Source organism: Hyphococcus aureus, assembly GCF_042643165.1.
Classification (GTDB): Bacteria; Pseudomonadota; Alphaproteobacteria; order Caulobacterales; family Parvularculaceae; genus Hyphococcus; species Hyphococcus aureus.
In genome coordinates, this window is the sequence record NZ_JBHRSH010000001.1 from 1,249,778 (window position 1) to 1,274,720 (window position 24,943).

Here is a 24,943-nt window from a genome sequence, read left to right on the forward strand (position 1 = left end):
AACTGATGCTGGGCGCATCGGCCGCCTTCAAAACCGGGGCGCCTTGCGCTAGACCACGCGCCGAAGATCTTATTCCGCGCGGCAATCGCGCCCGTTTTCAAGGAGATACCCATGGCCCGCAAGAAAATCGCCCTTATCGGCGCCGGCATGATCGGCGGCACGCTCGCCCATCTCGCCGCCCAGAAAGAACTTGGCGACGTTGTTTTGTTCGATATCGCCGAAGGCATCCCCGAAGGCAAAGGGCTCGATATTGCCGAAAGCTCGCCGATTGACGGCTATGACAGCCATCTGAAGGGCTCACAGGATTACAAGGATATCGCCGGCGCCGATGTTTGCATCGTCACCGCAGGCGTCGCCCGCAAGCCCGGCATGAGCCGCGACGACCTTCTCGGCATCAACCTGAAAGTGATGAAATCCGTTGGCGAAGGCATCAAGACCCATGCGCCGAATGCTCTTGTCATCTGCATCACCAATCCGCTCGACGCCATGGTCTGGGCGCTGCAAAAATTCTCCGGCCTGCCCGCGAACAAAGTCGTCGGCATGGCGGGCATTCTCGATAGCGCGCGTTTCCGTTACTTCCTTGCCGAAGAATTCAACGTTTCTGTTGAAAGCGTCACAGCGTTCGTTCTCGGCGGTCACGGCGACACCATGGTGCCGCTGGTGCGCTATTCAACGGTTGCGGGCATTCCGTTGCCGGATCTTATCGAGATGGGGTGGACGACGCAGGCGAAGATCGACGCTATTGTCGATCGCACTCGCAAGGGCGGCGGTGAAATCGTTGCGCTGCTGAAAACCGGTTCCGCTTACTATGCGCCGGCGGCGTCGGCGATCCAGATGGCCGAATGCTATCTGAAAGACAAGAAGCTTGTCGTGCCATGCGCTGCGCAACTCTCCGGCCAGTATGGCCTCAACGACCTTTATGTTGGCGTGCCAATCGTGCTCGGCGCGGATGGTTGCGAGCGGATTGTTGAGGTCAAACTCAACAAGGATGAAAAAGCGATGTTCGACAGCTCCGTGGCTGCTGTCCATGAATTGATGGATGCCTGCGTCAAGCTGGATCCGAGTCTTGGCTAAAAACAAAGAGAAAACGGCAATGAAAGGGCGCTCCTTGGGGCGCCCTTTTTGTTTATCCCGAAAATATAGAAAATTGGTTCCGTAATGTGGAATGCGTTTTTTGTAGAAAAGGTTTCGCATTCTGAAATTACTACGTACACGTCATAAAAATTCTATGCTTAACGCTTTGGTGACGCGTGACCACTAAGGTCAGCCTCATAAAGAACGGCGGTGACGATATTCCCCTCAATATCAAGCCGCTAAAAAATGACGCAGCAGCATGCTGATTGGAACAGGCGAAAGCTTTACTATATGTTTGTCCTGCTGACGGCAGGGGGAGTTGTGTCGATGCTGTTGCGTCGAGTATTTTATAGCTTAGGCGTCGCCGCTTGTGTGTTTTCTTCCACTGAAAACGCCTCAGCGCAAACAAGCGGCGACGTTATTTTTAATGGTCTGATCCTCGATACATGCGTCGTTGCGATTTTGAGCACGGGCACGCTCGCAGCGGACGCGACCTATACCAGCCTTTCCAGTGAGAATGCCGGCGGCGCCCGCGGCGCGGCGACGGTGGTTACGACAAGCCTTGATTTCGATTTACAAATCGATTCGCCTGTAGGCTTTTCCGCCATGCCGGCAGGCGGCGACACTGGAGTAACTTATGGGGCGTTGGTCAGCGCCACCGGCGTGACCAGCCTTGTCGATATTGTCGACGGCGCTCTTTCTGCGCTCGGGCTCGGGCTTACAACCCTTTCCGTCGGGGCGACGGCGACCAGGGGCGCTGGGGTTTTCCCGGCTGGCTCCTATCAGCTTCCGGTGACAGTGCGATGCGTTCCTTCCTGATTTTTTTAGTTCTTCTGGTTTCCCCGCATGCGACGGCGCAGGGTCTTTCACCCATGAAGGGGGAGGTCCGAACCTACAGCCATCAGTTCGCGATGCTGCTGACGGCATCCAATCCTTATAACACGCCGCAGCGTTTTTCGGTGGCGCTGCGTGATGAGTGGAATCAGCCTGTGCCGCGGGTGCAGGCGACGATGCCGAACTTTTCGCTCCCACCGGGAGAATCCGGCGCATTTTATGTTTGGGGCGACGTGCCTGCGTCGAAACGCATTCTTGTTTGTGTCACCTCCCAGTTTTTTGCAACCGGCGCCGGCTCGCCAGTAAGAGGCGAGGTATGCGGAAAATACGACATCGTTCAACTCGCACAATAGCAATTGTCTTCGGATGGCTGTTGACGACAGGCGCGGCGGTGTCGCAAGGCGCCGACACGCAGCTTGCGCCGGTTTACCCGTCCTATATTCCGCCGTCTCAAAGTTCGATTTACAATCAGAACAGCGTTTACCTGCCGACCCCGCCGGTTGCGCACGGAACTGACAGCGTGCGCGGCGCAGCGGGCGTTTCATGCCAGTCGGCGGTGGGAAGCGGCGGGCCTTATCTCGACATAGGGCTCATCGGATCGCAGGATGTCTATAATCGCGATACGGCCTCGGTCTATGGGCGCATCGTTGTGCCGCTCGGCGACCGGCCGAAACGGCCCGACTGCACAAAGCTGTATGAATTGGAAATTACGCGCATGCGCATGGAGCTTGATTTGCTGCGTATGGGATTACCGCCGGGGCTTGGCGGCGCGATGGCGCCGCAACCGTCAGGCCATATGGGGACCGCCGCGCCCGGCGCCCCCGCAACCATCGCCACACCGGTGTCGATGGAGCGGCAATCCTCCGCATTGGATGCGCATCCAGAGGGCATGGGTGATGGCTTCAATAGGATATTCAAGCTTGCGCCGGCGCCGCAGCTAAAGCCTCAAAAGGCGTCGCCCGAGGCGTTAACAGTCAGCGACATGCGCCGCTGAACTTACCGCACGCCGCTATAAAAACCTTGCGTGTATGGGCGTGAGCGATAGGGAACGCCTGAATAAAACCCTTGCGTGCGCAATTGGCGCAGGCGCCGCCAGGGGCGCTCGCGTATTTCAATTTCAATATTGCAGTTTTTCGCCGATGCAACGGGTTCGCCGCCGAGCAGGGCCGTCTCTTCGGTTTGCATGCTGGTGCGCGCGCGGCCCTTGAAAAGGTGCACGCCGTTTGATTCCTCAAAACTGACGCCGTCTGACATGGCGCGGGCTGCGGCCTTGCTGTCGGTGATCAGCAGATTTGAGCCCGGATGGGCGGCAGCGGCGCCGTAAAGGGCGGCGACGCCGGCGAGGCAGCATAGAAAAATACGCATAAACAGCTCCACTCATAACCACGAGAGACAATGCTGCGCCTCACCGGACAGGCGCGCAAGCGCTGGAAGGCGGTTGTGAAGGATTAGTCGTCCGTTCATCGCGTGTCGCGTGTGCCGCCTCCTGTATGTTCGCTTCAAAAGCGTAGCCAGAGCTGCACGCATCGGGATAGAAGCGAGCGATGAAGTTCTTGTATTCGCACCGCACGCGCGCCGCCGACGGACAACGCGTTCACATCAGCGCGCTGACCCATGCGCTTGAGGCGCGCGGGCATGAGGTTGTGATGTGTGGTCCGGATGCGGAGCCTGCGCGGAAGCTCGATGCATCCTCGCAGCGCGGGCTGACAGGCTTATTGCCGGCGCCTGTCTATGAATGCGCCGAATACGGATATTCTTTTCCGGCCCATCGCCGCCTCTCGGCGGCGGCGGCGCAGTCAGCGCCCGATATTCTCTATGAGCGGTACAATCTTTTCTTTCACGCCGGGGGCTGGCTGAAGCGCAAAACCGGATTGCCTTTCATCCTCGAAGTGAATGCGCCGCTGGCGGCCGAGCGCGCAGAGCATGGAAATCTTTTTTTCAAAGGCTGGGCGCGTGCCAGTGAACGGGCGATCTGGCGTGAGGCTGACATTGTGTTGCCGGTGACAAATGCGCTTGCGGAATATGTTCGCGCAGCTGGCGTTCCCGAGGCCCGCATTCAGGTGATCCAGAACGGTGTCGACGATGACTTTCTGGCGTCGCACGACCCGGCGTCCGTGCGTGCGCAATATGGCCTTGAAGGCAAGCTGGTGTTGGGTTTCACGGGGTTCGTGCGCGAATGGCATGGGCTGGATCGCGCCGTTAGATTCTTGGCGCAGGCGCCGCGTGACGATCTGCATCTGTTTATTGTCGGGGATGGGCCTGCGCGCGCCGGGCTGGAACGGCTCGCGAGTGAGCTTGGCGTTGCGGGCCGTGTCACCTTTGCCGGCGTCGTCCAGCGAGAGGCCATGGCGGCCCATGTGGCGGCGTTTGATATTGCGCTCCAGCCCGCGGTTGTTCCCTACGCCTCGCCGTTGAAGCTGTTCGAGTATATGGCGCAGGGTAAACCGGTAATTGCGCCTGAGAGCGCCAATATTCGTGAAGTGCTGACAAGCGGTGAAGACGGCTTGTTGTTCGGGGTGGGCGGGTTTGAGGGCGCGCTTGCGGCCTTGATTGATGACGCGGATCTGCGCGCCCGGCTTGGCGCGGCTGCGGCGGAAAAGGTGAAGCGGCGCGATTACACCTGGGCGGGCAACGCCCGCCGGGTGGAGGAGATCGCCGAACGTCTGAAGGACGCCGCTGCATGACCGCCCCAAAGCGACTTGTGTCGCTTGACGCCCTGCGCGGCCTGGCGGCGCTTGCCGTTGTGGCGTTTCACTATTCGTTTCGTATCCGGGAGATGTATCCCGTCGCCCTGCCGGCGCCGGTCAGCTTTCCCTATGGCCATTACGGCGTGCATCTCTTCTTTCTGATTTCGGGCTTCGTCATTCTCATGAGTCTTGAGCGCCGTCACGCAAAGGGTTTCCCGCGGGCGCGATTTTTCAGGCTCTATCCGGTGTTCTGGGCGTCATTGCTTTTGACCACGATTGTCATCTCTTTTGCGCCGCCTGTGCAGCCCATTTCGGTTCTTCAGTTTCTCGGCAACATCACCATGGCGGCGGATTATGTCCGTATAGAGAATATTGACGGAGTGTATTGGAGCCTCGCTTATGAGCTTGGTTTTTACGCCTTCATGTATGCGGTCTACCGGCTTGGACAGCAGCGCTGGGTTCCCTTGCTTCCAGCGTTCTGGATTGCTGGCGCTGCGGCGTTTCAGGGGCTTGCTCCCTATATCCCGGCGCCGTTGCATTATCTGTTGATGATCCACAACTACGCGCATCTTTTCGCTTGCGGTCTCGTCTTCTATTTCATCTGGCGCGATGGGATGCGCTGGCGTTACGGCGCCCTGCTCGCAGCGGGGCTCGCCGTACAGGCGCTGATCTTTGGTTTTGAGGGCGCAGCGGCGCTCGCCATTTCCATGGGGCTTTTTGCGCTTGCGCTCCGTCCGGAAGCGGCGCGCCTGCCCGGGCTCGCCCTGTTGACATGGTTCGGCGCCATTTCCTATGCGCTTTATCTCACCCATCAGGAGATTGGCTATCGCCTTATCCTGGCGCTTCAAGCTATCGGCGCCGGCTGGTTCATCTCTGTTGCCGCAGCCTTCGCCGTCATGATAGGCGTCGCGGCGGCGCTCACTTATGGGGTGGAAAAACCGGCGCAGCGCCGCTTCGCCAAGGCCCGACAAAAGCAAGAAATTGACAAAGCAAATTGAAGATGACCAGACACAAGACAACGCCTATCCGCATTGAAACAGAGCGACTGATCTTGCGTCCGCTGGCGCCGCAAGACTGTGAAGCGCATATTTCCATGATGCTCGATCCCGATGTGGCGGCGACGCTGAGCCCCAATGGCAAGCCGCAGGCGCGCCATGATCTCTGGCGGCAATTCGCGTCTTATCTCGGGCATTGGGAGATACGTGGTTTCGGATGGTTCTCCGTCGAGGAAAAGGCCACCGGCGCCTGGGTGGGGCGCGTCGGCCCGTGGATGCCCGACGGCTGGCCGGGGATTGAATGCGGCTGGTCCATCGCACGCCCCTTTTGGGGGAAAGGCTATGCGCCGGAGGCCGCCATCGGGACGATCAAATGGACATTTGATCAGTTCCCGGACTTGTCCCGGATCATCTCGAACATCCTGCCTGAGAACACCAATAGCCAGGCCGTGGCGAAGAAAATCGGCGAGGAAAAGACCGGTGAAGTGTTCGAGTTCTGGGACTTCAAGCTCGACATCTGGGCGGCAGAGCGTGAGGCGTGGCGCTCCCGGTTCGGTTGACCTTCGGGCGCCCCTGCTTTTTCTGGCGTGTGTTGCTGCCTTGCGGTAAATTCAGCCGCGGGAGCAACGTGGAGGGGCAAAATGGATTTCGAAACAATTGGCGTGGCGCTCGCTGTGCTGGGCGCGTTTGGTTCGGTCATTGTGTTTCTGAAGAACCAGCATGCGCAGACGCAGCAGGCGATCTTCGCCAGATATGACGGGGTTCATGAAAGCTATATCGATTACATGAAGCTGTGTCTGGAACATCCCCAGCTTCAAACCTCCTGGTACACCCATGACCAGATTCAACCGCTGACAGATCCGAAGGACATTATTCAGCGGGATATTATGTTCGATATTCTGACATCGATGCTTGAGAACGCATTTGTGTCTTATGCGCGTGCGCCGAAAGCGATCAGGAAAACGCAGTGGCCCGGATGGAGCGCTTTCATTCATCATTTTGCGGGACGCGATGATTACCGGTCCTGGTGGAGCGTAAATGTCGGCGATTTCACAAGCAAACAGGCGGTCGGCAGTTCGCAATATGACGAAAAGTTCGAGCGGTTCATGCTCGCCGCTATTAAATCTGAAAGGGGAAAGAGCCCTGTGCAGCTATAAGCTGTCGCTTGCATTGTGACGCGCCCCGGGTCGCCGATTAGAGGTTGACCTCGCTCGCGTAAGGATGATCATGCGCCCTCACAGTCATCAGGGGCGTCTCCATGTTTTTGAAGCAGTTTGTCATTTCAGCGCTGGTGTTGGCGTTTGCTGGTCCGGCGCTCGCGCAGGAAAAAGCGCCGCCAGCGCTCAGCGACGCGCAGGCGAAGACCGCCGACCGGTTAATCGACGCCGGACTGGAAGATGATCTCGCCTGGGACATTCTTGAAAGCCTGACCACGGAAGTGGGGCCGCGCCTTGGCGGGTCGCCGGCAGAGGCGCGCGCGCGCGACTGGGGCGTCGCCAAGCTGAAAGCGCTCGGTTTCAAAAATGTCCGCATCGAAACCTATGAGATGCCATACTGGGCGCGGGTTTCGGAAAGCGCCGAAATCATTTCGCCTTTCCCGCAGCCGCTTGCGGTGACGGCGCTGGGGAGATCGAAAGCAACGCCGGAAGGCGGCGTCACCGGTGAAGTTGTGCGTTTCCCGACTTTGCTTGCGTTGCAGGCGGCGCCGGAAACCGGCTTTGAAGGCAAGATCGTTTTTGTCGACGAGCCGATGGCGCGGACGCAAGACGGCTCTGGCTACGGAACCGCTGTCGCCAAACGTAGCCAGGCGGCGGTTGAAGCCGGCAAGCGCGGCGCTGTTGCGTCGCTGATCCGCTCCGCCGGGACAGACAGCCATCGCAATCCCCATACGGGCGGCGGGTTGCGCGGCGAGGGCGAAACGGCGGTTCCTGCGGCGGCGCTTTCCAATCCTGACGCCGACCAGCTTGCGCGCGCGCTAGAACGCGCGAAGGGACCTGTGACGGTGAAGCTGAATCTTCAGGTTGAGACGGCGGAGAGCGTGACGTCCGGCAATGTCGTCGGTGAAATTCCGGGGCAGACGGACGAAATTATTGTGATCGGCGGCCATCTCGACAGTTGGGATCTCGGCACCGGCGCCATTGATGACGCGTCCGGCATAGCCATCACGACGGCGGCGGCGAAACTTGTCGGCGATCTCAAGGGCAAACCAAAGCGCACTCTCCGCGTCGTCATGTGGGGCGCCGAAGAAGTCGGCATCTATGGCGGCAAGGCGTATGCCGATGCGCATAAGGATGAAATCGACAAACATGTGCTCGCCGCCGAATCCGATTTCGGCGCCGGCGTTGTTTATCGCTTCGACACGCGGTTCAGCGAAGAGGAACGGCCCAAAGCAAAGGTCTTTGAAGGCGCGCTGCGCCGTCTTGCGGTGACCCCCGGAAATAACATGGCTTTCGGCGGCGCCGATGTAGGCGGCGTCCGTGATCTCGGTGTGCCGGTTGTGTCACTGCGTCAGGACGGAACCGATTACTTCGATCTTCACCACACGCCCGACGACACGCTCGACAAGGTCGATCTCACCGAGCTTCGTCAGAATGTGGCGGCCTGGGCGGCGTTTCTCTACATCGCATCGGAACTCGATGGTGATTTCGGCCGTCTGCCGGTGAAAGGGGACGCGCAGTAGCATCAATGCTAAACCTCTGTCACATGCTGGCGATATAACAGCGCCGGCAAAGACAGGGGGCCGCGATGAAAAACGCAATCCTGAAAACAGTGCTGGCGTCAGCGGCAGGCGCCCTCCTGCTGGCGTCTTGTGCATCAACATCAATAGATGCTGATGAAGGCGATAACTTTCAGAAAAGATATTATACAATTCAGTACCCGAGCCTGGATGAGCCCGACGGCGCCATCCGCGCCATCCCCATGCCTTCCGCGCCGCTTGATGAAACTCAAACGCTGACCCGCATCGTCTTTGCCTCCTGCGCGCAGCAGAATGGCGACCAGTCGATCTGGGATCAGATTGCGTCGGAACATCCCGACCTTACGCTCTATATGGGCGACAATGTCTATGGCGATGTCAGCCCCGACGAGCCGGCGCTTCCCGAATTGAAAACCGCTTACATGCGCCTTGCGCAGTCGGAACCGTTTGCAAGAGCGCGGGCCGCCGCGCCCATGCTCACGGTCTGGGATGATCATGATTATGGCCGCAATGACGGCGGCGGCGACTATGCGCTGAAAGAAAAATCCGAAGCCTTGTTCGACTATGTCTGGGCCATGCATGAAGACGACCCCCGCCGCACGCGCCCCGGCGTTTACGGCTCGTGGATTATCGGCGCAGAGGAGGGCAAGCGCGTTCAGGTGATCATGCTTGATACGAGGTTTTTCCGCTCGCCGCTTGTTGAGACTGATGAGCGCGGCGCCCATGGCAAGGAGCGCTATGTCCCCGACGACGATCCGTCGAAAACCATACTGGGCGACGGGCAGTGGCGGTGGTTTGCGGAAGAGCTGCAAAAGCCGGCTGATCTGCGCCTTGTTGTTTCCTCGATACAGGTCATCGCTGATGGTCATGGCTGGGAGTCTTGGCGACTGTTCCCCCATGAGCGCGCGCGGCTTTACAAGACGATCACCGGACTTGGCGTCAATGGCGTCGTTTTTCTTTCTGGCGACCGCCATGGAGCGGCGCTCTATCGCAAGGACGGCGTCAATGATTATCCTTTGTTCGAGGCGACATCCTCTTCGCTGAATTTGCCTGCAAGCATCTGGCGCGCGGAAAGTGGCGAGACCTGGATGGAGGAAGGTCCGAACCGTCTTGGCGACATGATCTATGAAGCGAATTACGGCGTCATCGACATCGATTGGGACCAAGGCGCCATTGCTGTCTCGATCCGCAGCAAGGATGGCGATCCTTATCTCAGTGAAACGATCAATCTTCGATCGCTTCAATAATCCGGCACAAAAAAACGGGGCTCAGAGAGCCCCGTTTTCAATTCGGATATTTGAAAAGCCTTAGGCGCCTTTCTTGGCGCGCTTGTCGACTTTTTCCGCGATGCGGGCCGACTTGCCGCGGCGATCGCGCAGATAATAAAGCTTCGCGCGGCGAACCTTGCCGCGGCGCACGACGTCGATGGAGTCGATCATGGGCGAGTGGACCGGGAAGACGCGCTCGACGCCTTCGCCGAACGAAATCTTGCGGACGGTGAAGCTCTCATTGAGGCCGCCGCCTTTGCGCGCAATGCACACGCCTTCATAGGCCTGGATGCGTTCGCGTTCGCCTTCTTTCACCTTGACGTTCACCTTCACGGTGTCGCCCGGTGCGAAATCTGGAATGGTTTTGCCGAGTTCGGCGATCTGTTCTTTTTCGAGTTGTTCGATGATGTTCATCACTTCGGTTCCTTGTTGTCGCTGCGCCGGATAGGACCGTCAGATGAAAACCTCTCCCAGAGGTCCGGTCGTCGCGTTCGCGTTATTTCTTGCCGCTTTTCGCGCCGCCACGCGGCGATTTTCTGGTGATCGCCTCCGAGCAGCACGTCCGGGATGGCCCGGCCTTCGAATTCTCGCGGGCGGGTGTACTGGGGATATTCCAGAAGACCGCCCTCAAAGCTTTCCTCCCCAAGGGAGGAAGCCGAGCCCAATACCCCCGGAATTAGCCGGACGCAAGCCTCGATCAGGGCCATGGCGGGGATTTCTCCCCCGGCGAGGACGAAATCGCCAATAGAGACCTCTTCCACGTCTCTGGCGTCGAAAAGCCGCTCATCGATCCCCTCAAACCGGCCGCACAGGGCGATGAGGCCCGGCCCGGCGGCGAGCGATCGGGCGCGGGCCTGGGAAAAAGGCTTCCCCCGGGGCGTAAGGCAGACAATTGGCCGGTCGTTTCGGGCAACGGAATCAATCGCGTGGGCGAGAATATCAGCGCGCATGACGAGGCCAGCCCCGCCGCCGGCGGGGGTGTCGTCCACCGAACCGTATTTATTGTCGGAAAAATCCCGGATGTTGACCGTGTCGAGCGCCCACAGGCCCTCGGCGGCGGCCCGTCCGAGAACGGAGGCGCCGAGGGGCCCCGGAAACAACTCCGGGAAAAGCGTCAATATGGTCGCTTGCCAGCTCATGCCCGGTCAGATGGCATGGGGGCGAAGGGGAGGCAAGGAGGGGGCTCTTGGCGTTCGTTTCGGTTCAGGCTGCTTCTATTGGTGAATTTCTAATCGCTTGTCCCCTTGGGGCCGATCTGGATGAAGGTTTTAAATGGTTGAGGGGCAATTAAAAATTTGCAGCTCAGATTTCGATTCTGCAGGCTGGATTGTATAATTGGCGCGGTAAAGTTGCCTGTGTCGCCTCCGCTGGGGCCAGAGTGACACTGAATGACATCATCAGGGATTTCCGCCGACATGCTGATCGATCTGGCGGTAGGCGTTTCATTTCCATTTAGGAAGCACCGTAACCGAAGGCCTTCAAAGACACCTTCTTTCAAGGCGATGTCTTTTTCCGTATAGCCCCCGTCTGGATTCGTGACCAAAAGCTTGCATTCGCCAGATAGCGAAGTGTCGACATCAGTAATCGATATTGGATAGCTGACTGCTTCTCCTGCGAGTGCAACAGCCAGAGAGTTGCAAAGCCATATCGAACAGGATGCGCTGATTATGTTGTTGAAATTCATAACGTGCCTCTATTTGAAGTGTTGAATTATGCAAAAATCTACAGTACAGAATTAAGTATAGATTTTATTTTTTATAATCTATACTGTTATTATAATAATAAATAACAGATCACCAAGAGATGCTGCGATATTTAAGCGCGCAATGCCTGTTTCGTTGCTGAATGCTGTGAATTCGTGTGGATTTTTCAGGCAGGGATTTGCTTCAACTCAAGCTTTGAGACCGGAATTAACGGGAGTGCGCCCGTTCAGTCTTCATCGGCTGGCGGTTCTTCGTCACCGAGTTCAATAGCGTCGCGTGCAATAGTAATCCGGGCTTCAGCGATGGCCACGGCGGGAGCCGCCTCTTTCGTAAATGGCACGAGCCTCACGCCTTTGACGTCTGGGATGCCTGTTAGCTCCAGCACGTCGCCGGCGCCGAAATTATAGACGGCTTTGACCTCGCCCAGGGCTGCGCCGGTTTCGTCGAAGGCTTTGAGACCGACGAGATCGTCGAGGTAGAATTCGTCCTCTTCGGGCGCCGGGAGAACGTCCCGGTTTATATAGAGGCTCACGCCTTTGAGGGCCTGTGCATCTTCTCGGCTTTTTATCTCCGGCGCGCTCACAATAACGAAGCCGTCTGTGAGGACCTTGACGATTTTCAGTGTGAAACTGCGCGCGCCGTCTTCGGTTTCAACGCGGCCATAGGCGGCGACCCCTTTGGGCGTTTCGGTGAAGGTCTTGATTTTGGCGTCGCCTTTAACGCCATGGGCGCCGGCGAAGGCGCCAAGGCATACACGCTGCGCGCCGCTCATTCAGCAGGCTCCGGCTCATGTTCGCCGACCCCGAACAGCTTGCCGTTTTCGGTCCAGTAGATGAGGAGCGAGCCGGCGACGCCAAGAATGACGAAACCGACCACCATTGGCGTCGTGGTGCCGTTGAATTGCGCGCCGACAATGCCGCCCAGTAGTCCGGCGATGGTGGTTCCGGCGAATCCGTTGAGCGCCGCCGCCGACCCGGCGTTGTGCCCCATTGGCTCCATGGCGAGGGCGGTGGCGTTGGGCCCGATCAGGCCCATGGCGAAAAACGACGCCATCATGCAGATGATAAACGCCGCCAGATTTTCGCCAATCAGGGCGATGAAAATCAGATGCACGACATTGGCGCCAATAAAAAGGAACATGGCGGAATGCGACAGACGGCGCATGCCGAAACGCGAAACCAGCCGCGAATTCACCAGCGATGAAACCGCGAAAGCGCTGGCGATGAAAGCAAAGACCAGGGTGAATTTATCGCCAAGCTTGAACACGTCGATGAAAACCTGTTCGGCGGAGCTGATATAACTGAACACTGCGCCAAAGAAACTTGCCGCCGCCAGCGTATAGCCGATGGAGATCCGGTTGGTGAGGAACAGCAGATAGGAGGCGATGATGGGCCGCGCGCGCAAGGGCTTCACATCTTCCGGCGCCAGGGTCTCAGGCAGCCTGTAGGCGGCCCAGAGCGCGAAAATGGCGCCGTAAACAAGCAGCGCAATGAAAATGCCGCGCCAGGGCGCCACAAACAAAATCAACTGGCCGATGCCGGGCGCCAGAATCGGCGCCGCCATGAAGATGGTGATCGCGAGCGACATGATCTCCGCCATGCGCCGCCCGGAACATTGATCGCGCACAACGGCGACGGCGGCGACCCGCGTCGCGGCGGTGGCGACGCCCTGAAAGGCGCGCGCGGCGAGGAGCAAGGTGAAGGACGAGGCCATGATCGAAAGCAGCGAGCCCACCGTATAAGCGGCGAGAGACCACATCAGCACGCGCTTTCGCCCGAACCGATCCACAATCGGCCCGAAGAACAATTGGGCGATGCCGTTCGCAAGGACGTAAATAATGATGATGAGCTGGCGGTCATTGTCGTGGCGCGCGCCAAGTTCGTCGCCGATAATGCCCAGCGCCGGGAGCATGATATCGACCGCAAAGGCGTTGAGCGCCATCGACGCGGCGACGATGGCGACCAGCTCCCAATAGGATAGGCGGGGGGTGTCTCGCGCCGCGTCGGTCATGGTCGGGGCCTACGCGCCCGCGCCGCATTTGGCAATAAGCAGGGGGATAGGAGTTCCCGGGAAACCTGATTAGGCTTCGCATCCCCTAGGGAGGGCGAGGTCTGATGACGGACAATGATAAAAAGACGGGCGAGACCGCGTCGGCGCGGGCGAAAGCCTATTGGCGCGAGAATGTGAAATTGCTCTTGGCGTTGCTTGCCGTGTGGTTCGCCGTCTCTTTCGGCGCGGGTGTCCTGTTTGTCGATGCGCTGAACGCCATTCACATAGGCGGTTTCAAGCTGGGCTTCTGGTTCGCGCAACAAGGATCGATTGTCGTCTTTGTGATTCTGATTTTCATCTACGCCGCGCGTATGAAAGCCATTGACCGGCGTTTCGGCGCTTCCGGCGAATAGGCGAAACCATGGACGCGCAATCTCTCACCTATATTTTTGTCGGCGCGTCCTTCGCGCTCTATATTGGCATTGCTGTCTGGTCCCGGGCGGGGTCGACCGCCGAGTTTTATGTCGCTGGCGGACATGTGCACCCCATCGCCAATGGCATGGCGACCGCCGCTGACTGGATGAGCGCCGCCTCGTTTATTTCCATGGCGGGGATCATCGCGTTCGCAGGCTATGACGCGAGCGTTTACCTGATGGGCTGGACCGGCGGCTATGTCTTGCTGGCGCTTTTGCTTGCGCCTTATCTTCGTAAATTCGGCCAGTTCACCGTGCCGGATTTTATCGGCGAGCGGTATTATTCGAAAACCGCGCGCGTAGTTGCGGTGATCTGTTTGATCGTCGTTTCCTTCACCTATATCGCCGGGCAAATGCGCGGCGTCGGCGTTGTCTTTTCGCGCTTTCTGGAAATGCCGATCGAATGGGGCGTCGTCACCGGCATGGGCGTTGTGTTTTTCTACGCCGTGCTTGGCGGCATGAAAGGCATCACCTACACCCAAGTTGCACAATATTGCGTGTTGATTTTCGCCTATCTCGTGCCGGCGATTTTCATTTCCATGATGATAACCGGAAATCCCATACCGCAACTGGGCCTCGGCTCTCATGTGACGGGCGAAACGGTTTCGGTTCTTGAAAAGCTTGATGGCGCATTGCTTGATCTCGGATTTTCGGCTTTCACAGCGGGGACCAAGTCAACCATCGACGTGTTCGCCATCACGCTCGCCCTGATGGTGGGGACGGCGGGGCTGCCTCATGTGATCGTGCGGTTCTTCACCGTGCCGAAGGTTTCCGATGCGCGTCTTTCCGCAGGCTATGCGCTGGTTTTCATCGCAATTCTTTACACAACTGCGCCGGCGGTGGGCGCCTTTGCGCGCCTCAACTTTATCGAAAATGTTCATGAGCAGTCCTACGCCGAGGCGCCGCAATGGGTGAAAAGCTGGGAGGGGATCGGCCTGATTGCATGGCTCGACAAGAATGGCGATGGCGTCATTCAATATGCGCCCGGCGCGCCTTTTGACGGGCGGGCGGAGTTCACCGGCGAGACGGGCCCCAACGGAGAGCGGCTTGTCGCCAATGCGCCGACGGACAACGCCAATGAAATTTCCGTCGATCGCGACATCATGGTGCTCGCCAATCCGGAGATCGCCGGGCTGCCCGGATGGGTGATCGCGCTGGTGGCCGCTGGCGGCGTCGCTGCGGCGCTGTCGACGGCGGCGGGGCTCCTGCTCGTTATCTCAACCGCGATCAGTCACGATCTTTTGAAAAAAACCTTCCGCCCACAGATTACAGAGAAAACCGAACTGATGGCGGCGCGCGGCGCTGCGGCGGCGGCGATCCTTGTCGCCGGTTATCTCGGCATTAATCCGCCGGGTTTCGTGGCGCAGGTGGTGGCGCTTGCCTTCGGGCTTGCAGCGGCGTCGCTTTTTCCGGCGATCCTGATGGGCATCTTTTTCAAACACATCAATCGCGAAGGGGCCGTCGCGGGCATGCTGGCGGGGTTGGTCTTCACGCTCTCATATATCGTCTATTTCAAGTCGCCCTGGTTCGGCGCGGTCAACGATGCGGATCATTGGCTTTTTGGCATCTCGCCTGAAGGGATCGGCGCCGTTGGCATGGCGCTGAATTTTGTCACCGCCGTCGCCATCTCCCGCTTCACCGCGCCGACGCCGGCAAGCGTGCGCGTCATGGTCGATGCGATCAGGGTGCCGGAAAGCGGCTAGTCGTTGAGGCCCGCCGCCTCCAGCGCGCCTTCACGGTCCTTTTCCGAGCGGATGCCTTTCGCGGCTTTTTCATAAGCGGCGCGCAAGGCGTCGTTGTCCTCAACCATGTCAGAGAAAGCTTCAAGAGCGAGGCGGCGGTCATGACCGGAGTCTATCTTTTCGCTTGCCGCGATCAGCGCCAGTTTTGTCTCTTGCGAAAGACCTTTGACGCCGGAGGCTTCTTCCAGAGTCAGGCGCTGGTCGTGATCGGAGTCCAGCGCGTTGAAGGCGCCGATCCATGCGGTCGCCGCCGCGTCGTCTTTCGCCAGAAACGGCGCCGCATCGCTTAAAACGAGACGCAGATCATGGTCGCTGTCAATGCGGTCGCCGATCGTCTCGAGAAGGCGCGCCGCCGCACGGGGTGTAATATTGTCCTGCCCCAACAACGCTTCGCTCGCGCGGCGAAGATCATGGTCGCTTTCAAGCCGCTCCATCAGCCCGATGGCGAGAGTGATCGCGTCATCATTGAGATCGCGTTCGGCGACGCTTTCGATCAGCCGGCGGAGATCATAGTCGCTTTCGATGCGCGACGCCGCGTCGAGAAACATCGGCATCTTGTCTGTGCTCAGTGTTTCATTCTGCAGAACCGCGTCGAGCGCCACCCGCAAATCGTGATCGCCTTCAATGTTTTTCAGCGATTTCAGCAACGCCTGGATTTCGTCGTCATCGAGGTCGGCCTGTTTGGTCAGCTCGGTGATGTAGCGCAGCCGTGAATGATCGCTGTAGATGTTGTTGATCTTGTCGAGGACTGCCGCCGGGCCGCCTTCTTTCAATAAAACGTCAACGCGTTCTTCTGCTTTGGCGCCGCTGGCTTCGAGAAAGGCGATGAGCAGCTTTTTCTTGGCGGTCTCCGTTTCGGTGTTTTCATCCTGCTTGTCGCCGTCAATATAATAAACGCTTGAAACATCATCGCCCTCCGGCTCGAAAACGACACGCTCCTCAACTCCGTCCCGGTCGCGCGTGATTTCAAGCTTGTGCTCAAGCGAGGAGATCGCGTCGCCGGCGTCATTCAATTCATAGTCGCCGCGCCAGGACGCTTCGATGTCGAGGCCGTCCTGTTTCAGCGCGAAGCTGCCGCGGTCGCCATGCACGACCTGACGCACGCCTTCATCGTCATTGATCTCGATTTTGACGCCCCCATCGCTGTCGCCGAAAGCCGAAGCGTAAACGGCGGCGAGAATGATGGCGCCGATGATCAGGGCGCCGAGCGTGCTGAGGCGGTTCATGGGACAAATCCCTTTCTGGTTGCGCCAATTCTAACCGGACTAGCGCGCGGAATCCATCGCCGCGCCGAGATAGTCTGCTGTCCGCATTTCCATGAGCCGCGAGGCGGTTCGCTCGAATTCAAAAGCGCCATGGCCTGCGGGGTAGAGGGCGTCAGGCTCTGCGCCGGCGGAGCAGACGAGCTTCACCTTCGCGTCATAGAGCGTGTCGATCAGGGTGGAAAAGCGTTTCGCTTCATTGCGTTTTTCCGGGCCCATCACCGGAATATGGTCGATAAAGAGCGCCCCATAGCGCCGCGCGATGGCGAGGTAGTCGCCTGCCCCGAGCGGCTTTTCACAAAGCGCTGCAAACTCAAATCGCGCCGCGCCGCGGGCCGTGCGCGGAATGGAGAGCTTGCGCCCTTTTATCTCTATTTCCTCGCGGCGCTCATGTGCGCCCGAGATCATGTTCTCCCAGGCAAGGTCCATGGCCTTGTCGGCGGCCTCGCCCAGGGGCGCCAGATAAACCGGCGCCGCAGTGAGTTTCACGAGGCGGTAATCGCGGGCCGACTGCATCTCGAAAATATCGAGGCTCGCTTTTAGAAGCTCGATGAACGGCAAAAACAACTGGCGGTTCAGTCCGTCCTTGTAAAGATCGTCGGGTGCCCGGTTTGAGGTGGCGACGATGACAACGCCGCGCTCGAACAAAGATGTAAAAAGACGTCCAAGGATCATGGCGTCGGCGATGTCGGTGACATGGAATTCGTCGAAACAAAGAAGCAGCGCGTCGGCGGCGAGGTCATGGGCGACCGGCGGCATGGGATCGTCAGGAGAGGCGCGGTTATAGGCCCTGTGTTTTTTCTTTTCCGCATCGTCAAGCGCGCGCCAGGCGGCGATGCGGTCATGCGCCTCGGCCATGAATTCGTGGAAATGGACGCGGCGCTTTTTCGCGAAGTCCGTATTGTTGAAGAAGAGATCCATGAGCAGCGTCTTGCCGCGGCCGACCCCGCCCCAGAGATAAAGCCCTTTCGGCGGCGTCTTCTTCGCGCCGAACCAGCCATTTCCCGGGCCCGAATAGGACTGGAGTGCGTCATGGAGCGCCTGCAGCCGGTCCGCCGCCTCTTCCTGCGCCGGATCGGGGGACAGCGCGCCCGATTCTAAAAGCGCCTCATATCGCGGGCGCGGTCCCTTGCTCATGGGTTGGGGCTATATCGCGGCTCGCCTCATGGGTCGAGTGTGTCGCCAGCTGGAAAATGACGCTGCGTTGCATTGGCGAAGGCGACAAGCGAGAGCATGACTGGCACCTCAACAAGAACGCCCACCACGGTGGCGAGGGCTGCGCCGGAATTAAGTCCGAACAGGCTGATGGCGACGGCGACCGCAAGCTCGAAGAAATTTGATGTTCCAATCAAGGCGCAAGGCGCGGCAATGTTGAAGGGGATGCGCCACGCCCAGGCGGCGGCATAGGCGGCGGCGAAGACGCCGTAAGACTGTATCAGGAGAGGGACTGCAATCAGCGCAATGATGAGCGGGTGGTCTAGAATGACACCGCCCTGAAAGCCGAAAAGCAGCACAACTGTTGCCAGCAAGCCGACGATTGAAAAAGGTTTGAGCTTCGCGGTGAAGGCGGTGACGGCGGCCTCGCCGCCTGTGCGCAATAGGGCGGAGCGTGTGGCGACGCCCGCGATCAGTGGGATCACTACATATAATCCGACAGACAGGATCAGGGTTTCCCAAGGCACGGCGATGTCGACGACGCCGAGAAGGAACGCGACAATCGGCGCAAAGGCGAAAACCATGATCGCGTCATTCACGCTGACTTGGGCCAGCGTGTAAGTCGGATCCCCCTTAGTGAGCTGAGACCAGACGAACACCATGGCTGTGCAGGGAGCGGCGCCAAGCAGGATCAGTCCGGCGATATAGCTCTCCGCATCTGCGGGCGGGATGAGGTCTGCGAAAATATGTTTGAAGAAGAGAACGCCAAGTCCCGCCATGGTGAACGGCTTGATTAGCCAATTCACAATGAGGGTAATGACTAGCCCTTTCGGGCGGTCGCCAATCCGCTTCAGGCTGGCGAAATCGACGCCGATCATCATCGGAAACACCATCGCCCAGATGAGGACGGCGACGGCGAAGTTGACATTGGCGGCCTGCCAGGAGGCGAGGGTTTCAAAAAGGCCGGGTATGAGCTCGCCAAGTGCGATGCCGGCGACGATGCACAAGGCGACCCACAGCGATAGATATCTTTCGAACAGCGACAAAGAAATCCCCCTAGGTGTCGGCTTGCGACAGAAAAGCGTCTATGCGGCCGCGAATGTCGGCGAAGACGGTTTCAAAGGCGGCCCGTTTCGTCGCTTCATCGCCTTCAATGGCCGCAGGGTCTGGAAAACTCCAATGCAGTTTTCGTGGGGCCGCGCCATTCCTTGTGGGCCAGATGGGGCAGATCTCCCCGGCGGCGTTGTCGCAGACCGTGACGACGACATCCATGAGCGGCCCGCCAGGCTTCGCGAATTCGTCCCAGCTTTTGGACCGCACGTCTTTGGGGCTGGCGACGCCGTGGGCGCGCAGCGTTTCGAGGGCGAAAGGGTTGACCTTGCCTGTCGGTGTAGACCCCGCGGAGAAGGCCCGCCACGAGCCTTTGCCGGCCCCCGACCCGATGTGGTTCATATAGGCCTCGGCCATGATCGAGCGGGCCGAATTGCCGGTGCACAGGAACAGGATGTTGCGCATCGCTCAGCTGGCGGCGGGGGCGCAGCATTGGCCCGCCTTTGGTTCGGGATTGCGTCCGGGGCCGTAGGTTTCGGACTCGCCGAAGGTGCGGAACAATTCCCAGACCGCGCCCTGGGGGTCATGGCTCCAATATTTGTCGCTGCGCGCATAGCAGCAGGTGGCGTCCGATTCTTCCGTAGCCGGGGCGTCTGCATCGCGAAGGCGCGCCGCGACAGCGTCAAGCTCTTCATTGCTGTCTACGGAAATCCCCAGATGGGAAATGCCGCTGGTCCCGCCATGGGTTGAGATGGCGAAGTTGAGCGCCGGATCGTCTAGCAGCCATTTGGCGTAGTCAGGCTCGCGTTTGACCGGTTCGGCGCCGAAAAGGGCGGTGTAATAGGCGAGGGACGCTTCCAGATTGTCGGTGCTGAGATGGATATGGGTGCGTTTCATGCGGCAGTCTCCTTGATCACGACATAGGGCCCGCAAAGGCGGCGGTCGCCGCCACAGCAATCGGCGAGCAGATAATCGATCAGCTCTCGAATGCCGCCATAGTCCGCGGCGTAGATGACGCGCCGCCCATCCTTGCGGGAGTTGATGAGGCCGGACCTTTCCAGTTCTTTCAAATGAAAGGACATGGTCGGGGCTGGTAGGCCAAGCGCCTCTGCAATCTCGCCGGCGGCAGCCCCTTTTGGGCCGGCTTTAACCAGCATTTTCACGGTCTGGAGCCGTGCATTCTGCGCGAGGGCTGAAAAAGCCTGGGTTGCTGTATCTGTTTCCATATTTCCATAATAATATAATTATAGAATATTGCAACCATTAACTTCCGCTGGCCTGTCTGATTGGTTTGCGCGAATAGCTCGACAGCTTCGGGCTTACTCTTTTGGCGAAGCAGGGTAGGTTCGCCAGTCATCTGGTCTTCAGACTCCTCTTCGCCGGATATTTTCTTTTGCCTTACCGCACGCTGAGCGCCGCCCAGGTTATCGATACGATCGACGCCCTTTCGCGCCGGATCGAAGAACGATTTCCGGGTTCGGGACTCAATAGAGTGTCAGACCAACTGTCCGAGGTGGCGCGTCGCTGCGCCGCTGAATCGGAACGCCTGCGCGATCCGGTGATTCCGATCCGGGTGTCGGTTTATTCAATCTGGGCGCTGGGCGGGGCCGCGCTCGGCTGGATCGCGCTGACGCTGCATTACGATGCGGTTGAATTCGAGGCGGCGGGGCTCGTTCAGGTGTTGGAGCCGGCGATGAATATTGCGGTTCTGGTGGGCTTGGGCGTTGTCACCCTCGGCCGGCTTGAGGAGCGCTGGAAGCGCGCCCGGGCGCTCGACTATCTCCATGAGCTGCGTTCCATCGCGCATGTTGTCGACATGCACCAGCTCACCAAAGACCCTTATCGGCGATTGCTGCCGACTACGGCGTCTTCCCCCGACGTCAGCCTTCAGGGCCCGCTGCTTGAACGGTATCTCGATTATTGTTCGGAGATGCTGTCACTGACCGCAAAGCTCGCCGCGCTGTTTGCGCAAAGCTGCCGCGATCCGGAAGTCGTCGCCGGCGCCGGCGACATTGAGCAATTAACGACAGCCCTGTCGCGCAAGATCTGGCAGAAGATCATGGCCTTTTCGCGTTATGAAAACGGCGGCGGAAACACTACTCTGTAAACGGAAGAACCCGGCGGTCTTTCGGCCGCCGGGCTCCGTGGGGCTTGCAATACCTGCGTTTGCGCTATTCGGCAGGTTGCAAGGGATTAGGCTTCTCCGAGAAGTCGGGCCAGGCAGGCGCCCCGATTTCTGACTCGTCGAGGCCCTTGTCTTCTTCGTCAGCGCTCGCCCGGATTCCCACAATCATTTTGAGAAGGATCCAGAGCACAAGGCTTGTCGTAAAGACGAAGATCGCGTTCGCGCCGATGCCGACAGCCTGGCCGATATAGGTGGCGTCGGAGTTTGTGAACGGAACGATGATCGTTCCCCACATGCCGCAGAAAAGGTGCGCGGGAATAGCGCCCACAACATCATCAATGCGGAGGTTTTCAAGCAGCGGCGTGACGACAAAAATAATGCCGCCGCCGACAGAGCCGATCAGCGCCGCTTGCCAGATCGCCGGCGTCAACGGTTCAGCCGTGATGGAGACGAGGCCGCCAATAGCGCCGTTCAACGCCATGGAAAGGTCGATTTTGCGCTTCAGGAAGGTGCACAGGACAACAACGGTGATCACACCTGTCGCCGCCGCCATATTCGTATTCACGAAGATGTTGGAAACAGCGATAGCGTCGTCGAGAGACCCCAGCGCCAGCTGTGAGCCGCCATTGAAGCCGAACCAGCCGAGCCAGAGGATGAACACGCCAAGCGTCGCCAGCGGCAGGGAAGAGCCGCGGATGGTGTTGATCTGGCCATTCGGTCCGTATTTGCCGCGACGAGGGCCGAGCGCCAGCGCGCCGGCAAGCGCCGCCCAGCCGCCAGTTGCGTGCACCAGCGTTGATCCCGCGAAATCGGAGAAGCCGTAATTGGCGTCAAGCCATCCGCCGCCCCATTCCCATGACGCCTGGATCGGATAGATCAGGCCGGTCAGCACCGCGGTGAAAATGAAGAACGGCCACAGGCGAACCCGTTCAGCCACCGTGCCGGAGACAATCGACGCGGCTGTCGCGACGAACACCATCTGGAAGAACCAGTCGGATGAAGCCGAATAGCCCGTCTCAAGCGCTGCGGAATCATCCGCCGCCCACATGGCGAGCGTGCCGATATAGCCGCCTTCCTCAACGCCGTAGATAATGTTGTAGCCGATCAACCACACCATCACGGTCGCAATGGCGTAGAGTGTAATGTTTTTCAGACAGATGGTTGCGGCGTTTTTGGAGCGCACCAAGCCCGCTTCGAGCATGCAAAAGCCCGCCGCCATGAACATGACGACCATGCCCATGATCAGGAACAGCATCGTATTAAAGACGAACGCCGTATCCGGCGCCGGCGTTGTCGACGCCGCCTCCACGACCGCTTCGACGGCTTCCGCCGCTGCAGGTTCCTGCGCGGCCGCGCCCCCCGCTAACATCACCGCCCCCATGGCGGCGAAGAGAATGTATTTTATTTTTGTCATACCAGCCCCTCGCTAGAAACGCGCCGGCTGATCATCATCCGTACAAAGATGAAAACGTCAGACAGCGCAATCTGTTCGTGTAGGGATGATGAGCAAAAGATTTTCGCATTGCAACAAAGCATTAACGGTTTTTGCGCGCGCTTCGCTAAAATAGCTAAAATAGTCGAAACTTGGGGAGTAATATGCTAAATTTATGAAACAAAACTCCGAATTTCGCCATGAGGAATGTTGTGGTGCAACAATTGGCTTGCGGGCGGCGTGTCGCAGCGTATAGGATTTTTGAAAAGTGCAATAATGACAGGCTGGAGATTGGTTAGTGCGCCAATCAACTAGCGCATTTGGTGTCTCATACTTTTTTGTCTGGGGGCCGAAGTCATGGGGCGTGACGGGTAAAGAGGGGTGTATGGAAGAGCAGGATGTGGCCTCGAGGCTGGCGCAGGATATCGAGGCCAACATGGCCGTATTCCAAATTGGCGGCATTGTTGCGGGGCTGGCGCTTGCGATTATCGGCGCGGTTTTGTCGATGCGCGCATACGCCGTGTTGAGTGAGGCGCGTGCGCTTTACTGGCAGGCAAGCGCGCTTGCGTCGGCGGCCTTGAGCGACGCTGGCGCCCGGTCGGCGCGCGCCGCTGCGATTAAAGCAGCGGGCTCAAAGAAGAAAATCAAATCAAACCGCGTTCGCGGGACTGTTTGATAGTCCATAATCTCGCAAGGCAGGATTTGTTTTCGTTTGAGCTGAAAATGCGATAACGACAATGAAACCAGTCAAAGCAATGTCCCATAATGCGATGTAGGTGAATTGCGACAACTGCTGTTTCGCAATGCGCATCCACATTTCATATGGCTGTCCCGGCAATGAAAGCAGGTAATAGAACCACTGCAATGATTGCGTCAGCGCAAAATAAACGCAAAGCGCCGTCCAGGCGCTTTTTTGCTGGTGGGCGCTGAGTAAAAACCTCGCGCCAGCCCCAAAAAGCAAAAGGCCGAGGACAACGCCGCCTGCGACCCATCCCACAGCCATGGGTTCTTTCAGCCAGCTGAGGTCTATGAACAGCCATGGATAAACTGTTTTTGTGAGGGTCTCAGCGCCGGCCAGACATAGGCCAAACGCGACTGCTTTTGACAAAGGTCGAAATGATTGGGCTTGCTTGTAGTTCTCGCCCTGCGCGCGTTGATAAATGAGCCAGCCAAAAAGCGCATAACCGAGACAGGTCAGCAGGCTGCTGGAATAAGCGTGCAGATATGAGAGTTGAATGATTTTTGGGTCGTCCCATGAAAGACTCTCATGAAGCGGCAGAATGAGAAGCTCTCTGATCAAATTATAATAATAGCTCACAGCGTGATCGAAGATGACCAGCGCGGCGAAGATGATAAGCAGATCCCGCTTTTGTCTGAAGATTAGCTGGAAGGCGTCATTCCAGCGCGCGTAAACCTTATGCCGCGAATAAACGCCATAATGCAGGCCCTTTATTCCAGCGGCTGACTTTTTAAGAAGCTTTCTTCCGGCTTGCCGCACATCCTTGTGCATCAGCGACAGGAGCAAGAGGCCGATCAGTCCAATAACCAATTCGCCGACCGGTCCGAAATGTTCGGAAAGGTCAGGCGCTGTCATCTAGTCCGCCTGTTGGGCGGCGGTCGCCTTGCTATCGGGCCGGGTCACCATCAGCTTCTTGATTTCCGCGATGGCCTTAGCCGGATTGAGGTGCTTCGGACAGACCTGCGCGCAGTTCATGATGGTGTGACAGCGATAGAGCTTGAACTCGTCCTCCAGCTTGTCGAGGCGCTCATTGTCGAGCTGGTCGCGGCTGTCGGCGAGCCAGCGATAGGCCTGCAACAAAGCTGCGGGGCCGAGATATTCGTTCTTGTGATCGTCGGTTTCGCCATTCCACCAGTAAGAAGGGCATGAGGTGGAGCAGCAGGCGCAGAGAATGCACTCGTAAAGCCCGTCGAGTTTTTCGCGCTGTTCTGGCGACTGGCGCCATTCGGTTTCCGGGTCCGCCGTTTTCGCCTGGAGATAAGGCTCAACATAGGCGTGCTGTTTGTAGAAATTCGAAAGGTCGGTGACGAGATCCCGGACAACCGGCTGATGCGGCAAAGGATAGATGTGCACATCGCCATCGCCGCATTCATCGAGCCCCGCGGTGCAGGCGAGCGTGTTCGAACCGTTGATGTTCATGGCGCAGGAGCCGCACACGCCTTCGCGGCAGGAGCGCCGGAAGGCGAGCGTCGCGTCAGTTTCGTTTTTGATCTTGATCAGCGCGTCGAGCACCATGGAGACGTTCGAGACATCGACTTCATAAGAGTCGACGCTCGGGTTCTCCGGCATTGACGGGTCGTAACGATAGATATGGAAGGTGCGGGTTTTGCCCGCGCCTTCCTTTGCTTTCCAGGTCTTGCCGTTCTTGTTGATTTTCGAGTTCTTCGGCAGCGTCAGTTCGACCATCGACTTCAAGACCTTTGTGTTGTTCCCACGACAA

General features: G+C 58.5%; 29 protein-coding genes. 14 read left to right on the top strand and 15 right to left on the bottom strand.

Features of this window, described 5'->3' with window-relative positions; translation table 11 throughout:
• Positions 1 to 111 precede the first annotated feature (111 nt).
• The 4 genes from mdh (at position 112) to ACFOOP_RS06075 (ending at position 2,902) form a co-directional block, all read left to right on the top strand.
• Positions 112 to 1,074: a malate dehydrogenase gene (gene mdh / locus ACFOOP_RS06060; protein WP_379879970.1), complete on the top strand. Its 963-nt coding sequence runs from the start codon at positions 112 to 114 to the stop codon at positions 1,072 to 1,074.
• Between the two features lie 246 nt (positions 1,075 to 1,320).
• The gene (locus ACFOOP_RS06065) at positions 1,321 to 1,893 is read left to right on the top strand and encodes a hypothetical protein (RefSeq protein ID WP_379879971.1); all 573 of its coding nucleotides are present in this window, start codon (positions 1,321 to 1,323) and stop codon (positions 1,891 to 1,893) included.
• Between the two features lie 53 nt (positions 1,894 to 1,946).
• Complete coding sequence (locus ACFOOP_RS06070) at positions 1,947 to 2,261, top strand: hypothetical protein (RefSeq protein WP_379879972.1); 315 nt, start codon at positions 1,947 to 1,949, stop codon at positions 2,259 to 2,261.
• A complete protein-coding gene (locus ACFOOP_RS06075) occupies positions 2,225 to 2,902 on the top strand; it encodes a hypothetical protein (RefSeq protein WP_379879974.1) in 678 nt (225 codons plus the stop codon). The genes ACFOOP_RS06070 and ACFOOP_RS06075 overlap by 37 nt, the downstream gene beginning before the upstream one ends.
• 2 nt (positions 2,903 to 2,904) lie before the next feature.
• On the opposite strand, the gene ACFOOP_RS06080 is transcribed toward ACFOOP_RS06075, so the two are convergent.
• Entirely contained in the window at positions 2,905 to 3,273 is a 369-nt protein-coding gene (locus tag ACFOOP_RS06080) for a hypothetical protein (protein ID WP_379879975.1), read from the bottom strand.
• Positions 3,274 to 3,452: 179 nt separating this feature from the next.
• Here ACFOOP_RS06080 and ACFOOP_RS06085 point away from each other — a divergent pair, with 179 nt between their 5' ends.
• The 6 genes from ACFOOP_RS06085 to ACFOOP_RS06110 all read left to right on the top strand — a co-directional run bounded on the left by ACFOOP_RS06085 (position 3,453) and on the right by ACFOOP_RS06110 (position 9,532).
• Positions 3,453 to 4,592: a glycosyltransferase family 4 protein gene (locus ACFOOP_RS06085; protein ID WP_379879976.1), complete on the top strand. Its 1,140-nt coding sequence runs from the start codon at positions 3,453 to 3,455 to the stop codon at positions 4,590 to 4,592.
• Positions 4,589 to 5,593, top strand: coding sequence for an acyltransferase family protein (locus tag ACFOOP_RS06090; protein WP_379879977.1), 1,005 nt, complete (start codon positions 4,589 to 4,591; stop codon positions 5,591 to 5,593). Before ACFOOP_RS06085 ends, ACFOOP_RS06090 begins: the two co-directional genes overlap by 4 nt.
• Positions 5,594 to 5,595: 2 nt before the next feature.
• Positions 5,596 to 6,150, top strand: coding sequence for a GNAT family N-acetyltransferase (locus tag ACFOOP_RS06095; RefSeq protein WP_379879978.1), 555 nt, complete (start codon positions 5,596 to 5,598; stop codon positions 6,148 to 6,150).
• Between the two features lie 81 nt (positions 6,151 to 6,231).
• Complete coding sequence (locus tag ACFOOP_RS06100) at positions 6,232 to 6,747, top strand: hypothetical protein (RefSeq protein ID WP_379879979.1); 516 nt, start codon at positions 6,232 to 6,234, stop codon at positions 6,745 to 6,747.
• 101 nt (positions 6,748 to 6,848) lie between these two features.
• On the top strand, positions 6,849 to 8,270 hold the full coding sequence (locus tag ACFOOP_RS06105; RefSeq protein ID WP_379879980.1) for a M20/M25/M40 family metallo-hydrolase: 1,422 nt from the start codon (positions 6,849 to 6,851) through the stop codon (positions 8,268 to 8,270).
• 65 nt (positions 8,271 to 8,335) lie between these two features.
• Positions 8,336 to 9,532 carry an alkaline phosphatase D family protein gene (locus tag ACFOOP_RS06110; RefSeq protein WP_379879981.1) on the top strand — a complete coding sequence of 399 codons (1,197 nt, stop codon included), beginning with the start codon at positions 8,336 to 8,338 and terminating at the stop codon, positions 9,530 to 9,532.
• A gap of 60 nt (positions 9,533 to 9,592) precedes the next feature.
• Here the strand turns inward: ACFOOP_RS06110 and rplS are convergent, their stop codons facing one another.
• The 5 genes from rplS to ACFOOP_RS06135 form a co-directional block, all read right to left on the bottom strand.
• A complete protein-coding gene (gene rplS / locus ACFOOP_RS06115; RefSeq protein ID WP_379879982.1) occupies positions 9,593 to 9,967 on the bottom strand; it encodes a 50S ribosomal protein L19 in 375 nt (124 codons plus the stop codon).
• The gene (trmD, locus tag ACFOOP_RS06120; RefSeq protein WP_379879983.1) at positions 9,967 to 10,692 is read right to left on the bottom strand and encodes a tRNA (guanosine(37)-N1)-methyltransferase TrmD; all 726 of its coding nucleotides are present in this window, start codon (positions 10,690 to 10,692) and stop codon (positions 9,967 to 9,969) included. Before trmD ends, rplS begins: the two co-directional genes overlap by 1 nt.
• Before the next feature lie 89 nt (positions 10,693 to 10,781).
• Positions 10,782 to 11,237, bottom strand: a complete 456-nt coding sequence (locus tag ACFOOP_RS06125) for a hypothetical protein (RefSeq protein ID WP_379879984.1) — start codon at positions 11,235 to 11,237, stop codon at positions 10,782 to 10,784.
• A 245-nt stretch (positions 11,238 to 11,482) separates the two neighbouring features.
• Positions 11,483 to 12,028, bottom strand: coding sequence for a ribosome maturation factor RimM (rimM, locus tag ACFOOP_RS06130; RefSeq protein WP_379879985.1), 546 nt, complete (start codon positions 12,026 to 12,028; stop codon positions 11,483 to 11,485).
• Positions 12,025 to 13,266, bottom strand: a complete 1,242-nt coding sequence (locus ACFOOP_RS06135) for a multidrug effflux MFS transporter (protein ID WP_379879986.1) — start codon at positions 13,264 to 13,266, stop codon at positions 12,025 to 12,027. Before ACFOOP_RS06135 ends, rimM begins: the two co-directional genes overlap by 4 nt.
• 104 nt (positions 13,267 to 13,370) lie before the next feature.
• On the opposite strand from ACFOOP_RS06135, the gene ACFOOP_RS06140 reads away from it, so the two are divergent.
• Entirely contained in the window at positions 13,371 to 13,658 is a 288-nt protein-coding gene (locus ACFOOP_RS06140) for a DUF4212 domain-containing protein (RefSeq protein WP_379879987.1), read from the top strand.
• Positions 13,659 to 13,666: 8 nt separating this feature from the next.
• Positions 13,667 to 15,421, top strand: coding sequence for a sodium:solute symporter family protein (locus ACFOOP_RS06145; protein ID WP_379879988.1), 1,755 nt, complete (start codon positions 13,667 to 13,669; stop codon positions 15,419 to 15,421).
• Here ACFOOP_RS06145 and ACFOOP_RS06150 read toward each other — a convergent pair.
• Genes ACFOOP_RS06150 through ACFOOP_RS06175 form a run of 6 tightly spaced genes read right to left on the bottom strand, consistent with a single transcriptional unit; the run spans position 15,418 to position 20,153 of the window.
• A complete protein-coding gene (locus tag ACFOOP_RS06150; RefSeq protein WP_379879989.1) occupies positions 15,418 to 16,686 on the bottom strand; it encodes a hypothetical protein in 1,269 nt (422 codons plus the stop codon). The genes ACFOOP_RS06145 and ACFOOP_RS06150 overlap by 4 nt on opposite strands.
• A gap of 39 nt (positions 16,687 to 16,725) precedes the next feature.
• Positions 16,726 to 17,859 (bottom strand): cell division protein ZapE, encoded by a 1,134-nt coding sequence (gene zapE, locus ACFOOP_RS06155; protein ID WP_379879990.1) that lies wholly within the window; start codon positions 17,857 to 17,859, stop codon positions 16,726 to 16,728.
• A 26-nt stretch (positions 17,860 to 17,885) separates the two neighbouring features.
• Positions 17,886 to 18,923, bottom strand: a complete 1,038-nt coding sequence (arsB, locus tag ACFOOP_RS06160; RefSeq protein ID WP_379879991.1) for an ACR3 family arsenite efflux transporter — start codon at positions 18,921 to 18,923, stop codon at positions 17,886 to 17,888.
• A 10-nt stretch (positions 18,924 to 18,933) separates the two neighbouring features.
• On the bottom strand, positions 18,934 to 19,392 hold the full coding sequence (locus ACFOOP_RS06165; RefSeq protein ID WP_379879992.1) for an arsenate reductase ArsC: 459 nt from the start codon (positions 19,390 to 19,392) through the stop codon (positions 18,934 to 18,936).
• A gap of 3 nt (positions 19,393 to 19,395) precedes the next feature.
• A complete protein-coding gene (locus ACFOOP_RS06170; RefSeq protein ID WP_379879993.1) occupies positions 19,396 to 19,824 on the bottom strand; it encodes an ArsI/CadI family heavy metal resistance metalloenzyme in 429 nt (142 codons plus the stop codon).
• On the bottom strand, positions 19,821 to 20,153 hold the full coding sequence (locus tag ACFOOP_RS06175; RefSeq protein ID WP_379879994.1) for an ArsR/SmtB family transcription factor: 333 nt from the start codon (positions 20,151 to 20,153) through the stop codon (positions 19,821 to 19,823). The genes ACFOOP_RS06170 and ACFOOP_RS06175 overlap by 4 nt, the downstream gene beginning before the upstream one ends.
• Before the next feature lie 101 nt (positions 20,154 to 20,254).
• On the opposite strand from ACFOOP_RS06175, the gene ACFOOP_RS06180 reads away from it, so the two are divergent.
• Positions 20,255 to 21,034, top strand: coding sequence for a hypothetical protein (locus ACFOOP_RS06180; RefSeq protein ID WP_379879995.1), 780 nt, complete (start codon positions 20,255 to 20,257; stop codon positions 21,032 to 21,034).
• Between the two features lie 64 nt (positions 21,035 to 21,098).
• On the opposite strand, the gene ACFOOP_RS06185 is transcribed toward ACFOOP_RS06180, so the two are convergent.
• Positions 21,099 to 22,466: an ammonium transporter family protein gene (locus ACFOOP_RS06185; RefSeq protein ID WP_379879996.1), complete on the bottom strand. Its 1,368-nt coding sequence runs from the start codon at positions 22,464 to 22,466 to the stop codon at positions 21,099 to 21,101.
• A 403-nt stretch (positions 22,467 to 22,869) separates the two neighbouring features.
• Between ACFOOP_RS06185 and ACFOOP_RS06190 the strand changes: the two genes are divergently transcribed.
• On the top strand, positions 22,870 to 23,160 hold the full coding sequence (locus tag ACFOOP_RS06190; RefSeq protein ID WP_379879998.1) for a hypothetical protein: 291 nt from the start codon (positions 22,870 to 22,872) through the stop codon (positions 23,158 to 23,160).
• On the opposite strand, the gene ACFOOP_RS06195 is transcribed toward ACFOOP_RS06190, so the two are convergent.
• The gene (locus tag ACFOOP_RS06195; protein ID WP_379880000.1) at positions 23,134 to 24,078 is read right to left on the bottom strand and encodes a hypothetical protein; all 945 of its coding nucleotides are present in this window, start codon (positions 24,076 to 24,078) and stop codon (positions 23,134 to 23,136) included. The genes ACFOOP_RS06190 and ACFOOP_RS06195 overlap by 27 nt on opposite strands.
• A complete protein-coding gene (locus tag ACFOOP_RS06200) occupies positions 24,079 to 24,909 on the bottom strand; it encodes a succinate dehydrogenase iron-sulfur subunit (protein WP_379880002.1) in 831 nt (276 codons plus the stop codon).
• Positions 24,910 to 24,943 lie beyond the last annotated feature (34 nt).

What these genes read in the sequence shown, in the direction of transcription:
- ACFOOP_RS06105 (WP_379879980.1), top strand. Translation starts at nt 6,849, where the DNA reads ATGTTTTTGAAGCAGTTTGTCATTTCAGCGCTGGTGTTGGCGTTTGCT.
- ACFOOP_RS06195 (WP_379880000.1), bottom strand. Translation starts at nt 24,078, where the DNA reads ATGACAGCGCCTGACCTTTCCGAACATTTCGGACCGGTCGGCGAATTG.
- ACFOOP_RS06165 (WP_379879992.1), bottom strand. Translation starts at nt 19,392, where the DNA reads ATGCGCAACATCCTGTTCCTGTGCACCGGCAATTCGGCCCGCTCGATC.
- zapE (WP_379879990.1), bottom strand. Translation starts at nt 17,859, where the DNA reads ATGAGCAAGGGACCGCGCCCGCGATATGAGGCGCTTTTAGAATCGGGC.
- ACFOOP_RS06140 (WP_379879987.1), top strand. Translation starts at nt 13,371, where the DNA reads ATGACGGACAATGATAAAAAGACGGGCGAGACCGCGTCGGCGCGGGCG.
- trmD (WP_379879983.1), bottom strand. Translation starts at nt 10,692, where the DNA reads ATGAGCTGGCAAGCGACCATATTGACGCTTTTCCCGGAGTTGTTTCCG.
- ACFOOP_RS06100 (WP_379879979.1), top strand. Translation starts at nt 6,232, where the DNA reads ATGGATTTCGAAACAATTGGCGTGGCGCTCGCTGTGCTGGGCGCGTTT.
- ACFOOP_RS06185 (WP_379879996.1), bottom strand. Translation starts at nt 22,466, where the DNA reads ATGACAAAAATAAAATACATTCTCTTCGCCGCCATGGGGGCGGTGATG.
- ACFOOP_RS06125 (WP_379879984.1), bottom strand. Translation starts at nt 11,237, where the DNA reads ATGAATTTCAACAACATAATCAGCGCATCCTGTTCGATATGGCTTTGC.
- ACFOOP_RS06145 (WP_379879988.1), top strand. Translation starts at nt 13,667, where the DNA reads ATGGACGCGCAATCTCTCACCTATATTTTTGTCGGCGCGTCCTTCGCG.
- rplS (WP_379879982.1), bottom strand. Translation starts at nt 9,967, where the DNA reads ATGAACATCATCGAACAACTCGAAAAAGAACAGATCGCCGAACTCGGC.
- ACFOOP_RS06075 (WP_379879974.1), top strand. Translation starts at nt 2,225, where the DNA reads ATGCGGAAAATACGACATCGTTCAACTCGCACAATAGCAATTGTCTTC.
- ACFOOP_RS06190 (WP_379879998.1), top strand. Translation starts at nt 22,870, where the DNA reads ATGGAAGAGCAGGATGTGGCCTCGAGGCTGGCGCAGGATATCGAGGCC.
- rimM (WP_379879985.1), bottom strand. Translation starts at nt 12,028, where the DNA reads ATGAGCGGCGCGCAGCGTGTATGCCTTGGCGCCTTCGCCGGCGCCCAT.
- ACFOOP_RS06135 (WP_379879986.1), bottom strand. Translation starts at nt 13,266, where the DNA reads ATGACCGACGCGGCGCGAGACACCCCCCGCCTATCCTATTGGGAGCTG.
- ACFOOP_RS06200 (WP_379880002.1), bottom strand. Translation starts at nt 24,909, where the DNA reads ATGGTCGAACTGACGCTGCCGAAGAACTCGAAAATCAACAAGAACGGC.
- ACFOOP_RS06065 (WP_379879971.1), top strand. Translation starts at nt 1,321, where the DNA reads ATGACGCAGCAGCATGCTGATTGGAACAGGCGAAAGCTTTACTATATG.
- ACFOOP_RS06090 (WP_379879977.1), top strand. Translation starts at nt 4,589, where the DNA reads ATGACCGCCCCAAAGCGACTTGTGTCGCTTGACGCCCTGCGCGGCCTG.
- ACFOOP_RS06085 (WP_379879976.1), top strand. Translation starts at nt 3,453, where the DNA reads ATGAAGTTCTTGTATTCGCACCGCACGCGCGCCGCCGACGGACAACGC.
- ACFOOP_RS06175 (WP_379879994.1), bottom strand. Translation starts at nt 20,153, where the DNA reads ATGGAAACAGATACAGCAACCCAGGCTTTTTCAGCCCTCGCGCAGAAT.
- ACFOOP_RS06080 (WP_379879975.1), bottom strand. Translation starts at nt 3,273, where the DNA reads ATGCGTATTTTTCTATGCTGCCTCGCCGGCGTCGCCGCCCTTTACGGC.
- ACFOOP_RS06095 (WP_379879978.1), top strand. Translation starts at nt 5,596, where the DNA reads ATGACCAGACACAAGACAACGCCTATCCGCATTGAAACAGAGCGACTG.
- ACFOOP_RS06150 (WP_379879989.1), bottom strand. Translation starts at nt 16,686, where the DNA reads ATGAACCGCCTCAGCACGCTCGGCGCCCTGATCATCGGCGCCATCATT.
- ACFOOP_RS06070 (WP_379879972.1), top strand. Translation starts at nt 1,947, where the DNA reads ATGAAGGGGGAGGTCCGAACCTACAGCCATCAGTTCGCGATGCTGCTG.
- ACFOOP_RS06170 (WP_379879993.1), bottom strand. Translation starts at nt 19,824, where the DNA reads ATGAAACGCACCCATATCCATCTCAGCACCGACAATCTGGAAGCGTCC.
- mdh (WP_379879970.1), top strand. Translation starts at nt 112, where the DNA reads ATGGCCCGCAAGAAAATCGCCCTTATCGGCGCCGGCATGATCGGCGGC.
- ACFOOP_RS06110 (WP_379879981.1), top strand. Translation starts at nt 8,336, where the DNA reads ATGAAAAACGCAATCCTGAAAACAGTGCTGGCGTCAGCGGCAGGCGCC.